Here is a 12,356-nt window from a genome sequence, read left to right on the forward strand (position 1 = left end):
TCAGAACTCTTTCGCCCTTGCCTGCGCCTCGGGAGTGAGGAAGCCGCGAACCGTGGCTGCCGTCTCCTGCGCCATTGCGTCTTCGAGGGATGAGTGAAGGCCTTCATTGATGGCACGCTTGACGTCTGCAACCGCGACGGAGGGACGTTTCGCAATCGTTAGTGCCAATTGCCGGGCTTCGTCGAGAAGGCTGTCGTCCGGCACGACTTTCCAAGCAATGCCGGTTTCCAGCGCTTTTTTCGCATCGTGGCGCTCGCCGAGGATGAGAAGCTCCTTCGTGACCTGCGGGCCGACCTGTTTCGTCAAAAGAGCGGTGACGCCACCCGTCACGAACAGGCCGTAGGTCACTTCTGGGAAAAACCAGCGCGTATTCTCGGAGAACAGCCGGAAATCGCAATTGATCGCCCATTCCAGCGCGCCGCCGACGCACCAGCCATGCACCGCGGCAATGACGATCTTGCGCGACTGCATGATCTGGATCGTGATGTTCTGGATGGCCTCCACCCAGGCTTGCGTATCGGCCTCGCAAGCCGTCTGCGCATCGAGATCCTTGAGGTCGTCTCCAGAACAGAATGCCCTGCCCTCGCCGTGAAGAATGACGACGCGTATGTTCTCGTCGGCCTCAGCGCCCTCGAGCGCCTCGGAGAGCCCGGCTACCAGGGGTCCGTTCATGGCGTTCAGCCGTTCCGGCCTGTTCAGCTTCACCCAGGCGATCGGCCCTTCGACGGTAGAAACGACGACGTTGCTCACCGGTCCGCCTCCTCACACGATCATTGGCTCGGAATAGGAACCCCAGACTTCGCGCAGGGCGCTGCAAATCTCGCCGAGCGTTGCCTTGGCCCTCACGAGCTCGATGGTCTTCGGCAAAAGATTGATGTCGTCCGACCGGGCCTGCTCGACGAGTTCCTTCAGAAGGGACTGAATGCGCGCATCGTCCCGATTCTCCCTGACGGCGCGCAGTCGGTCGATCTGCAGCTGCGTGCAATGATCGTCATAGGGATGAATGTGCACATCCGCCGACCGGCTGGCGGCATCGGCATATTTGTTGACCCCGACCGAGATCTTTTCGCCGGAATCGATCTTCTTGAAGGTGGCGTAAGCGGAATCCGCGAGTTTCTGCTGGAACCAGCCCTCCTCGACCAGCTTGATCGCGCCGCCGCGCTCCTGGATTTCGTCGAGCATCTTCCAGACCTCGTCTTCCATGTCCTTCGTCAGCCGCTCGATGAAATAGGAGCCGCCGAGTGGATCGATCACCGACGTGACGTTGATTTCTTCGCGGATGATCTGCTGGGTTCGGATGGCGAGTTTCATCGCCTCTTCGGTGGGAATGGCGAAAGCTTCGTCAAGGCCGTTGGTGTGCATGCTCTGGCATCCCCCGAGCACGGCGCCCAGCGCCTGGATGGCGGTGCGCATGAGATTGTTGTGATGCTCGACCTTGGTCAGGCTCATGGCGGCCGTCTGCACATGCACGCGCAGACGCATGGATTCCGGCTTTCGGGCGTTGAAGCGCTCCGACATGATCTTGGCATAGACGCGCCGCGCCGCCCGGAACTTGCAGATCTGTTCGAAGAAGTCCTGATGGCTGATGAAGAAGAACGACAGGCGCGGCGCGAAATCGTCGATGTCCATGCCGGCTCTGGTCACCTCTTCACAGTAGGAAATCGTGAAGGCCATGGTGAAGGCGATTTCCTGAAGCGCATTCCCGCCGACATCGGAGAGGTGATATCCGCTCAGACTGACCGGATTGATCTTCGGCGTCGTCCTGGCGCTGTACATGATCAGATCGCGCAGCAGCCGGACGGCCGGCCGGACCGGATAGATCCACTCCTTCTGGGCGACATATTCCTTCAGCGGATCGGCCTGCAACGTGCCGGTCAGCTTGTGCAGATCGCAGCCACGTTCTTCCGCCACCGTGACGAACATGGCGTAGATGACCCAGGCGGAGGGGTTGATCGTGAGGGAAACCGAAATCTTCTCGAGATCTATTCCGTCGAAAAGCCGTTCGACGTCGTCTACCGTATCGATGGCGACGCCGACGCGCCCGACCTCACCGAAGGCCATCGGATCGTCGGAATCGAGCCCCAGCAAGGTCGGAAGATCGAAGTCCGTTGAAAGGCCGGTCTGGCCCGTCTGGATCATATATTTGTATCGTTGGTTCGTCGCTTCGGGATTGCCGAAGCCGGCGACCTGCCGGATGGTCCAGGGCCGGCCGCGATACATGGTCGGGTACACGCCCCGCGTGAAGGGATAGGCACCGGGAAATCCAAGCTCGCTTGCGGGGATATCGGCGATGTCGGCAGCAGTATAGATACGCTTCAGCGGAATGCCGGATTCCGTTTCGTAGGTCTGCTTCTCCTCCGGCCTGCTTTTCAGAGTGGCGGCAAGCGCGCCCCCCTCCCATTCCGCCTGGTTCTGCCGAATGTCGTCGATCGCCTGTTGCGAGAACAGAGTCACGTCGTCCATGGGTCTTCCTCCCAACCCAGCAGAGCGCGCGCGGCGACGGACGGGTCCATACGCCTTTCCGTCACGGCCCGAACGTAAGGTTCGAGCGCCTCGGGCTTCTGCTGGAATTTGTTTTGAAACAGCTGCTTGGCGGTTCCCAGAATGCGCGTCCTGCATATGTTGCGCTGGCGTACGGCAAGTTCGCCGCTCCTGCGCAGATGCGCCCAGTGCTCTCCGATGGCGCGCCTCAGATCGCCGATGCGTTCGCCCGAAACGGAGCTGACAGGCAGGACAGGCGGCTTCCAGTCGGACCCGGCGCTGCTGCCGCCAAGTGCCAGCATGCCCTGAAGCGCCGAAACGGTCGCGGATGCTTCGGGCTTGTCGCATTTGCTGACGGCATGGATGTCCGCGGTCTCGAGAATTCCGGCCTTGATCGCCTGAATGTCGTCGCCGAGCCCGGGGGCGGAAAGGACGACGATGGTATGGGCGGCCGCGACCACCTCCACCTCGTCCTGCCCTACTCCGACGGTCTCGATGATGATCGGCGAATATCCGGCGGCGTCCAGGACATCGACGGCCTGGAGGGTCGAACGCGCCAGTCCGCCGAGATGGCCGCGTGTTGCCATGCTGCGCACGAAGGCGCTGCCCGCCGCCGCCGCATCACTCATCCGCACACGATCGCCCAGAATTGCTCCGCCCGAAAACGGGCTGCTCGGATCGACCGCGATGACCCCGACCTTGTGCCCTTCGTCGGCATAGGTGCTGATCAGCGCGGAAACGAGCGTCGATTTTCCCGCACCCGGAACGCCGGTAATCCCGACGATATGAGCCCTCCCACCCTGCAGATAGAGTTCGGCCAGGGCTGAGGCAGCTTCCGCGCGCCCGTCTTCGGCACGGGAGATCATGCGGGCGATGGCGATCGGCCGACCCGAAAGCACGTCCTTCGCCAGTTCGGTTGAGGGCGTGTAGGCGCCGCGCTTGGCCGTTCGAGATCGCGCAACGGCCCTCATATGCGGCCACGCGCAGCAACGAGATCGGTGATCGCCGTGACGATCAGTCCGGCGCGCGCCTCCTGCGGCACGATTGCGTCGACGCCGCATTCGAGCAAGGCCGGATAGTCCTGCTCGGGGATGACGCCGCCGGCAACGACGAGAACATGCTCGGCACCCTCCTCGCGAAGGCAGCGGCACAATTCGCGGAACAGCGGCACATGGGAGCCTGAGAGAAGGCTGACGCCGATGACGTCGACATCCTCCTGGATCGCCGCCTGGACGACGTCCTTCGGCGACTTGTAGAGACCCGTGTAGACGACCTCCATGCCGGCGTCGCGCAGAATGCGCGCAACCACTTTCGCACCCCGGTCATGGCCATCGAGCCCCAGCTTGGCGACCAGGACGCGGATGGTAGCGTTGGTGTGCGAAGCTTCATTCGCTTCGATAACGGCGCCCGCGCCCTTCGTGTCGGCCATCGATCCCTCTTTCTATTCTGCCGCAACGTACTGACGGCTTGCGCCGAGCGGCAATGCCGCTTCGATGGCCAATGATGCTTCGATGGATTGCGTGATGATGCGCAGGCCAAGCTCGATCTCCTCCTCGGAAATCGTCAATGGCGGCGCGATGCGGAAGACGCCGCCCATACCGGGAAGCTTGACGATATTCATACTGAGCCCACGGCGGAAAGCTTCGGCGGCAATCCGGCTGCCAAGCTCATGATCGGCACTTCTGCTCTCACCCGGTTTCACGATTTCGACGCCGAGCATAAGGCCGCGACCGCGTACGTCGCCGACGCAGTCGAATCTCTGCTTCAACTGCGACAGGCCATCGAAGAGCTCGCCGCCGATATGACGGGCGCGCTCGACAAGCCCTTCCTCGGCGACGACGTCGAGCACGGCAAGGCCCACCGCGGCCGGCAGGGGATCGGAGACATGCGTGGTGTAGAAAAGGAAGCCCTTCTCATGCGCCGCCTCCTCGATCTCCGTCGTTGTCATGACGGCGGAGAGTGGCAGGCCGGCGCCGATCGTTTTCGAGAGCGTCAGAATATCGGGCGTAACGCCGTCGCGCTGGAACGCGAACATGGTTCCAGTCCGGCCGATTCCGGTTTGCGCCTCGTCCAGAATGAGCAGCATTCCGCGCTCGCGGCATTTTTCCATGAGCGCTGCGAGATAGCCCTGCGGCAGTTCGAGCAATCCGCCGCTCGACAGGATGGGCTCGGCGATGAAGGCGGCGAGGCTGCCGGTCGACTGACTGTCGATCAGCGCGAAAGCATCGTCCAGCTCCGTCCTCCAGTCCAGGCTCCCGTCACCATGCCGAAAACGCGGGCGGAATGTGTTGGGTGCCGGAATGGTCAGAGAACCGACCATGGCCGGGCCATAACCCTTGCGGCCGGCGCTGTATGTTGCCGAACTCGCCGCGCCGGTCATGCCGTGCCAGCTCTTTGAGAATGCGACGATTTCATGCCTGCCGGTGACGAGCTTGGCCATTCGGATGGCCGCCTCGTTGGATTCCGCCCCGGTCGACAACAGCATGACCCTGTCGAGACCGGGTGCCAGCGCCGCCAGCCGCTCGGCGAGATCGACGACCGGTCGCGACAGCATTCCGCTGAAAAGATGGGCGACCTTTTCCATCTGCCGCTGAACGGTCGCGACGATCCGGGGATGGGAATGGCCGACCAGTGCACTCATCTGGCCCGAGGTGAAGTCGAGTATCGGCCGGTCGTCGGCATCAAAAACGAAAGAGCCCCTGGCCCGCTCGATGATCGCGGGGTCGAAGCTTCCGCCATAGCGGATCAGATGCCTGCCCGCGGCCGCCCAGAAGGCGGGATCCTGATTGTTCGACATGTAAGCCTCCATCAGATGCCTCCGGACAATCGATAGCGGCTGACAGGACCACTGTAAAATTGATAGTATTCGGATCCAGATATAAGGAAAACTGATATGCTCGGCCCGCTCGACCTTCGCCTGCTGATCACCTTCGTACATGCCGCCCACTCCGGATCGCTGAGCGCGACGGCAGTGCAGGTCGGGCGTACGCAATCGGCCGTCACGATGCAGATGCAGCGGCTCGAGGAAATGCTTGGCCACAGCCTGCTGCACCGCAGCGGGAGTGGGGTTCGGCTCACCGGCAGCGGCGAGCGCTTTCTCGCTTATGCCGAGCGAATTCTGAAAATGCATGACGAGGCGGTGTCGGCCTTTTCCGATAAGGGCCTGCACGGCTCCATGGTCTTCGGCAGCCCGGAAGACTATCTGATATCCTTCTTCCCGATGCTTCTGAGAAGCTTCGGTTCGAAATATCCCGACGTCGAAATCAAGGTCGTTTCCGCGCCGACGGTGGAATTGCGAACGCTCCTTCAATCGCGCAAGGTCGATCTGGCGCTTGTTTCGACCCCCAATCTGAACGACGTCGAAAACATCGTCAGAACCGAACCGCTCGTCTGGGTCGGAAGCAAGCCGACGCTGGAACTGCACGATTTCGGCGACGCGGTTCCCCTGGCATTGCCGGCCTCGAACGCCATGGACCATCGCGCGGCATTGCAGGCGATGGGCGGCGCCGGCCTTCGCTACAAGATAGCCTATGCAAGCAACAGTCTCGCAGGTCTGATCGGCCTCGCCCGTTCCGGGCTCGCCATCAGTGTCATGACGCAGGAAGCCGTTCCGCCGGACCTACACGTTCTGAACGCGCCGCTTCCCCAACTGCCGCACCTGGGCATAATGATCGCCTGCGCGGACGCCGACCAATCTCCCGCCGTCGCAGCCTTTGCCGATCACATCCGGTCGGTCCTGCCGTCGCTTTAGTCTGGTGTCGGGGCTCTTTCCGAATTGGTTATCGCTTACGACGGGCATATCAGGCGAGGCGAAGCCGAGATCCATTCGCGCGCTGCTTGGCCGGTCAAAAGCGCAGGCGCAGGAGGTATAGCATGGATGGGCTAATCGGCTCCGTGCCCCATCTAAACCAGTGTCTGACGAAGATCGGCCTGCAACTCCAATAGCGGGGGCAGATAGTGGTCGATGACCTCCTTCATGGACCGTCCGCTCGCAGCCATGCCGATGTTGGCTGCAGCCACGACCCGGCCACCTGCGGCTTTCAGCGGAACGGCAACTGAAACAAGGCCCAGTTCGACTTCCTGGTCGATCGCGGCGTAACCTCGCTCTCTCGTCTCCTTGATGTCTGCAAGCAGGCGTTCGATATCCGTTTCCGTGTGCTCGGTGCGGGCCACCAGCGCCGACTTCTCCAGGGTGCTTCGCGCTTCGTCCTCAGTCAGCGCCGCCAAGAGCACGCGGCCCATAGACGTGCAGTAGGCCGGCAATCGGGAGCCTGGCATGAGAGAGATGGACATAACCCGCCGCTGTGCGGCTCTGGCGATATAGACTATCTCGGTCTCGTCGAGGATCGATACGGAACTGCTTTGTCCGATCTTCTCGGAGAGCGCGTCCAAATAGGGTTGCACGATGCGGGGAACGGGCAGCGAGGCGAGGCAGCCAATGCCCAGTCGCAGTACACGTGGCGTGACCGTAAAGAACTTTCCATCATAGGCCGCGTAGCCGAGTTCCCAAAGGGTGAGAAGGCAGCGTCGGGTGGTCGCCCGATCCAGCCCCACGATGTCAGCAGTTTCCGCAATGCTCAGCCGAGGTCTCTCCGCAGAGAACGCTTCGATGACTTTCAGGCCCTTGGCCAGGCCGCCCATGAGGTCTCGCTCTTTGACAGCCACCGAGGACCTTCCTTTTGTGCGATAATCGAACATCGTTTTTATAACGCACAAACTCGTTGAGGTAAAGCGCGGCTCGCGTTAGGTTTCGCCATCGGCGTCACAGGCTCGAAGGGAAAAGATGGACAAGACCGTAGACAGTCTCGCGGAGGCGGTCGCCGAGATCGGCGACGGCGCAACCGTTATGATCGGGGGCTTCGGTGGTTCCGGAGCGCCTATAGAACTCATCCACGCCTTGATTGATCTGGGCCCGAACGACCTGACCATCATCAATAACAACGCAGGCAACGGCCGAATCGGTATTGCCGCGATGATCGATGCCGGGATGGTGCGGAAGATGATTTGCTCATTCCCGCGTTCCTCCGATCCGCGAGCGTTCACTGAGCGTTATCTGAAAGGATGTATCGAGCTTGAATTGGTACCCCAAGGGACTCTTGCAGAGCGGATACGCGCCGGCGGCGCTGGTATCCCCGCTTTCTACACTCCGACTGCGTTCGGAACCGAGCTCGCTGCGGGCAAGCCAACGGCGGAATTCGACGGTCGTACCTATGTGCAGGAAAGGTGGCTCAAGGCTGACTTTGCTATTGTCAAAGCGCATGTCGGCGACACGCATGGCAACCTGACCTTCAACAAGGCTGCACGCAACTTCAACCCGCTGATGTGCATGGCGGCCAGGACGACCATCGTCCAGGTCTCCAGAATCGTGCCTGCCGGAGTTATCAATCCCGAGCACGTCATCACTCCGGGCATCTTCGTGAACAAGGTCGTCGAAGTCCCCTTCCCGCAGCAGGAAGAAGAACTGGTACGAGCAGGAGTGAGCTACCCATGAGCGCCGAAACCCAATTGAAGCTTTCCAACGCGCAGATCGCATGGCGCGCGGCGCAGGACATCGAAGACGGTGCCTACGTGAATCTGGGTATCGGTTTCCCGGAAATGGTGGCGCGCTACCAGCCGCCTGGCCGCCAAGCGGTATTCCATACCGAAAACGGCATCTTGGACTTCGGTGAGGCACCACCCGAGGGGCATGAAGACTGGGATCTGATCAACGCCGGAAAGCGGCCCGTCACGCTCAAGCACGGCTCGTCCTTTTTCCATCACGCTGACAGCTTTGCCATGGTCCGCGGGGGGCATTTGGATGTGGCCATCCTTGGAGCATACCAGGTCGCCGAGAATGGTGATCTTGCCAACTGGCGCGTCGGGTCGCGTGGCGTTCCGGCTGTTGGAGGCGCGATGGACCTCGTCCATGGAGCCAAGCAGGTGTTCGTGATAACCGAACACGTCACAAAGGATGGTGAACCCAAGCTTGTTGAGTTCTGCACATTCCCGCTTACCGGTGTCGGCTGCATCACCCGCGTCTACACCAGCCACGCGGTCGTGGATATCAAGAATGGCCGATTCGTGTTGAAGGAGAAGCTTCCCGGCCTTCCCCTCGAAGCCCTGCAGAAGATGACGGGCGCGAAACTTCACGTCGACGGCTCCGTGGCCGATCTGATCGTGCTAGCCGTTTAAGGAGCACTGAAATGCGCGATGCTTTTATCTGCGACTACGTTCGCACTCCCATCGGCCGTTACGGCGGTGCCTTGTCGTCTGTGCGGGCCGATGACCTCGGCAGCGTTCCGCTCAAGGCGCTTGTCGAGCGCCATCCCTCGGTCGATTGGGAGGCGGTCGACGACGTGATCTTCGGATGCGCCAACCAGGCCGGCGAAGACAACCGCAACGTAGCGCGTATGTCGCTGCTGCTGGCCGGGCTTCCGCCCCAGGTTTCGGGCACGACGATCAACCGCCTTTGCGGTTCCGGCATGGACGCGGTCATCGCCGCTGCCCGGGCCATCAAGTCCGGTGAAGCGGAATTGATGATCGCGGGCGGCGTCGAGAGCATGAGCCGTGCTCCCATGGTCATCCCCAAGGCTGACGCCGCGTTCTCGCGCAATGCGGAAATCTACGACACAACCATCGGATGGCGCTTCGTCAACCCGTTGATGAAGAGCCAGTACGGCGTCGATTCCATGCCGGAGACGGGCGAAAACGTCGCGGAGGACTACAATGTCAGCCGCGAGGACCAGGATGCATTTGCTGTCCGTAGCCAGGCGAAGGCCGCGCGGGCCCAGGAAGACGGCCGTCTGGCCAAGGAGGTCGTGCCCGTAACGGTCCCGCAGCGAAAGGGCGAACCGATCGTCGTGCAAAAGGACGAACATCCCCGCGCGACGACCATCGAGGCGCTTGCGAAGTTGCCGACCCCTTTCCGCAAGGGTGGCTCGGTCACGGCCGGGAACGCGTCGGGAGTGAGCGATGGCGCGGCCGCCCTGATCATTGCGTCAGCCGAAGCAGCTCGAAAGTACGGTCTCAAACCGGTCGCGAGAATTATTGCCGGGGCGACGGCGGGCGTGTCACCCCGTGTCATGGGTATCGGGCCGGCCCCGGCATCGCAGAAGTTGATGCGCCTGACGGGCCTAAAGCAGGAACAGTTCGATGTCATCGAGCTAAACGAGGCATTCGCGTCGCAAGGGCTGGCCGTACTTCGTGCGCTTGGCATTGCTGACGACGACGCACGTGTGAACCGTAATGGTGGAGCGATCGCGCTTGGACACCCGCTTGGCATGTCGGGGGCTCGTATCACGGGCACGGCAGCCTTGGAGCTTGTCGAGACGGGTGGGCGCTATTCACTTTCAACGATGTGCATCGGCGTAGGTCAGGGCATCGCTGTAGCGCTTGAGCGGGTGTGAACGGCGCTTGATGTTATGGCCCTGCGGCATGGATAAGGCTGATGCAGGGTCTGCTATCGAAGAGAGTCAATCTCGCTCGATATCGATGGCGCCGAAGGCAACGTTCGGGCCGGTAACGGGACCGGCGACGCCGATCAGAACATCGGCCCGGGCCGTGCCCCCCGATGTGGCCAGAGAGGCCACGATCGCGGCGGAAAAAAGCAGTTTCTTCATTTTTTTGCTCCCAGTACTGCTGCGGGCCCAATGAAGCTTCCTGCGCTGCCCACGATTGACGCAGAAGGCCGTCCGACGCGTGGAGGCACGCGTCAGGCATCCGTACCGGCGGCTTTTGATTATGTTGGTTCCTATCCCCCTATCGGCAGAAGCACCTGCCGATCCCCATGATCGCCACCTCGCATTTCGGCGCCGCAAGAGCAGCGGCGCGCCGTCGTCCGATCAGTCCGAAACTTCCACGGCAACGGCCGTCGCCTCGCCGCCGCCGATACAAACAGAAGCGATGCCGCGTCTCAGGCCACGGCGCCGCAACGCATTGACGAGCGTGACGATCACTCGGGCGCCCGAGGCTCCGATCGGATGGCCCAATGCGCAGGCACCGCCATTGACGTTCACTTTTTCCGCGGCAAGGCCGAGATCGCGGATCGCCGCCATCGGCACGACGGCAAAGGCCTCGTTGATTTCGAAGAGGTCGACACCGCCGATGTCCCAGCCGATGCGCTGGCAGAGTGCATTGATCGCTCCGATCGGCGCCGTCGGAAAGAGCTTTGGGGCATCAGCATGGGTGGCATGACCGCGGACAATCGCCAGAGGTGTGACGCCCTGTGTTTCCGCTGCCGCTCGCCTCATCAGCACGAGCGCCGCCGCGCCATCCGAAATTGAAGACGCGTTTGCAGCCGTGACCGTGCCGCCCTCGCGAAAAGCGGGCTTCAACAGGGGGATTTTCTCGGCCCGCGCCTTCTGCGGTTGCTCGTCCAGGCTGACAGTGCGTTCCCCCTTGCCCGAGCCGGTGCTGAGCGGAACGATCTCGTTGGCAAAGCTGCCATCGGCACCTGCCTTCTTGGCTTTCTCGAGGGACCCGATTGCATAATCGTCCTGAGCGCCACGGGTGAACTGATAGGCTTCGGCGCAATCCTCGGCAAAAGTACCCATCAGGCGCCCCTTGTCGTAAGCATCCTCCAGGCCATCGAGGAACATGTGGTCGAGAGCCCTCTGATGCCCGATGCGATAGCCCTGCCGCGCACGGTCGAGCAGATAGGGCGCATTGGTCATGCTTTCCATGCCGCCGGCAACCACGATCGAGGCGGATTCCGCTTTGATCAGGTCGTGCGCCAGCATCGCTGCCTTCATGCCCGAACCGCACATCTTGTTCACGGTTGTCGCGCCGACGCCCAGCGGAAGACCCGCGCTGAGTGCGGCCTGACGCGCCGGCGCCTGCCCCTGTCCCGCGGTCAGGACGCATCCGAACACCACCTCATCGACCGCATCCGGCGCAATCCCGGCGCGCTTCAGAGCATCGGCGATTGCGGCAGCGCCGAGATCGGGGGCGGAAAAGTCTTTAAGCTCGCCCTGAAAGCTGCCAAGCGGCGTCCTAGCCTGCCCGACAATGACGACCGGATCCTGGTTGTTCATCTCGAACCTCCTTGCATGGCCGAGCTTCACCGGGGCGCCATGCGCAAAGCCCCGTCGAGGCGAATGACCTCGCCATTGAGCATCGTATTCTCGCAAACATGCTTTACGAGGGCGGCATACTCCTCCGCCCGGCCGAGGCGCGGGGGAAAGGGCACACTTGCCGCGAGGGCGTCCTGAACATCCTGGGGCATGCCGGCCATCATAGGCGTATCGAAGATGCCCGGCGCAATGGCGACGACGCGAATTCCGAAGCGAGCGAGCTCGCGCGCGGCCGGGAGCGTCAGCGCGGCAACGCCTCCCTTCGATGCGGCGTAGGCAGCCTGTCCGATCTGCCCGTCGAAGGCGGCGATCGAGGCCGTATTGATGATCACCCCCCGCTCGCCCTCGGCGTCCGGCTCTCCCTGCGACATGACCTCGGCGGCAAGCCTCATCATGTTGAATGTCCCGACAAGGTTGACGGTGACGGCGCGGGCGAAACTATCGAGCCCGTGCGGGCCGTTGCGACCGAGAATCTTTTCGCCGGGCGCGGTACCGGCACAATTCACCAATCCATGGAGACGACCGAATTCCCGCCGCCCAAACGCCAGTGCCTCAGTGGCGTCAGCCTCGTTCGTCACATCGACATTTCGGAAATGCACGGTCGCACCAAGCTCGGCGGCAAGCTTTTCCCCGGCTTGCGGCTTCACGTCCAAGGCCAGCACGATCGCGCCTTCGCCAGCCAGCATGCGGGTCACGGCTGCGCCGAGCCCGGAACTGGCCCCCGTGACGATGAAGACGCGGCTCCTGAGTTGCATCTGTTCCACTCCAGCATGTTTTCATCAGGATGATGTGGCCTCGAAACATGGTATGCAATGACCGAAGGGC

At 62.1% G+C, this 12,356-nt stretch carries 13 protein-coding genes; 4 read left to right on the plus strand and 9 right to left on the minus strand.

Annotated elements, in window-relative coordinates; genetic code table 11:
* Genes FB009_RS05915 through FB009_RS05935 form a run of 5 tightly spaced genes read right to left on the minus strand, consistent with a single transcriptional unit; the run spans position 1 to position 5,278 of the window.
* Positions 1-750, minus strand: coding sequence for an enoyl-CoA hydratase/isomerase family protein (locus tag FB009_RS05915; protein ID WP_018210245.1), 750 nt, complete (start codon positions 748-750; stop codon positions 1-3).
* A 12-nt stretch (positions 751-762) separates the two neighbouring features.
* A complete protein-coding gene (locus FB009_RS05920) occupies positions 763-2,463 on the minus strand; it encodes a methylmalonyl-CoA mutase family protein (RefSeq protein ID WP_018210246.1) in 1,701 nt (566 codons plus the stop codon).
* Positions 2,451-3,452, minus strand: a complete 1,002-nt coding sequence (gene meaB / locus FB009_RS05925) for a methylmalonyl Co-A mutase-associated GTPase MeaB (protein ID WP_024324405.1) — start codon at positions 3,450-3,452, stop codon at positions 2,451-2,453. The genes FB009_RS05920 and meaB overlap by 13 nt, the downstream gene beginning before the upstream one ends.
* Positions 3,449-3,910: a cobalamin B12-binding domain-containing protein gene (locus FB009_RS05930; RefSeq protein WP_011969976.1), complete on the minus strand. Its 462-nt coding sequence runs from the start codon at positions 3,908-3,910 to the stop codon at positions 3,449-3,451. Before FB009_RS05930 ends, meaB begins: the two co-directional genes overlap by 4 nt.
* A gap of 12 nt (positions 3,911-3,922) precedes the next feature.
* Positions 3,923-5,278, minus strand: coding sequence for an aspartate aminotransferase family protein (locus FB009_RS05935; protein ID WP_024324406.1), 1,356 nt, complete (start codon positions 5,276-5,278; stop codon positions 3,923-3,925).
* A gap of 96 nt (positions 5,279-5,374) precedes the next feature.
* On the opposite strand from FB009_RS05935, the gene FB009_RS05940 reads away from it, so the two are divergent.
* Complete coding sequence (locus FB009_RS05940) at positions 5,375-6,232, plus strand: LysR family transcriptional regulator (protein ID WP_018210249.1); 858 nt, start codon at positions 5,375-5,377, stop codon at positions 6,230-6,232.
* 152 nt (positions 6,233-6,384) lie between these two features.
* Here FB009_RS05940 and FB009_RS05945 read toward each other — a convergent pair whose 3' ends face one another.
* Entirely contained in the window at positions 6,385-7,146 is a 762-nt protein-coding gene (locus FB009_RS05945; protein WP_024324407.1) for an IclR family transcriptional regulator domain-containing protein, read from the minus strand.
* A gap of 118 nt (positions 7,147-7,264) precedes the next feature.
* Between FB009_RS05945 and FB009_RS05950 the strand changes: the two genes are divergently transcribed.
* From FB009_RS05950 to pcaF, 3 genes are read left to right on the plus strand one after another with little or no spacing between them, the layout of a single operon-like run.
* Entirely contained in the window at positions 7,265-7,972 is a 708-nt protein-coding gene (locus FB009_RS05950; protein ID WP_011969980.1) for a 3-oxoacid CoA-transferase subunit A, read from the plus strand.
* Positions 7,969-8,652, plus strand: a complete 684-nt coding sequence (locus FB009_RS05955; RefSeq protein ID WP_024324408.1) for a 3-oxoacid CoA-transferase subunit B — start codon at positions 7,969-7,971, stop codon at positions 8,650-8,652. The genes FB009_RS05950 and FB009_RS05955 overlap by 4 nt, the downstream gene beginning before the upstream one ends.
* An 11-nt stretch (positions 8,653-8,663) precedes the next feature.
* Positions 8,664-9,866, plus strand: coding sequence for a 3-oxoadipyl-CoA thiolase (gene pcaF / locus FB009_RS05960; protein WP_018210251.1), 1,203 nt, complete (start codon positions 8,664-8,666; stop codon positions 9,864-9,866).
* Between the two features lie 66 nt (positions 9,867-9,932).
* On the opposite strand, the gene FB009_RS32640 is transcribed toward pcaF, so the two are convergent.
* The 3 genes from FB009_RS32640 to FB009_RS05970 all read right to left on the minus strand — a co-directional run bounded on the left by FB009_RS32640 (position 9,933) and on the right by FB009_RS05970 (position 12,286).
* Entirely contained in the window at positions 9,933-10,079 is a 147-nt protein-coding gene (locus tag FB009_RS32640) for a hypothetical protein (RefSeq protein WP_018210252.1), read from the minus strand.
* Positions 10,080-10,301: 222 nt separating this feature from the next.
* Positions 10,302-11,492 carry an acetyl-CoA C-acyltransferase gene (locus FB009_RS05965; protein WP_018210253.1) on the minus strand — a complete coding sequence of 397 codons (1,191 nt, stop codon included), beginning with the start codon at positions 11,490-11,492 and terminating at the stop codon, positions 10,302-10,304.
* A gap of 26 nt (positions 11,493-11,518) precedes the next feature.
* A complete protein-coding gene (locus tag FB009_RS05970; RefSeq protein ID WP_018210254.1) occupies positions 11,519-12,286 on the minus strand; it encodes a 3-hydroxyacyl-CoA dehydrogenase in 768 nt (255 codons plus the stop codon).
* Between the last annotated feature and the right edge of the window lie 70 nt (positions 12,287-12,356).

The sequence above is a fragment of the Sinorhizobium medicae genome (assembly GCF_007827695.1).
GTDB classification, from domain to species: domain Bacteria; phylum Pseudomonadota; class Alphaproteobacteria; order Rhizobiales; family Rhizobiaceae; genus Sinorhizobium; species Sinorhizobium medicae.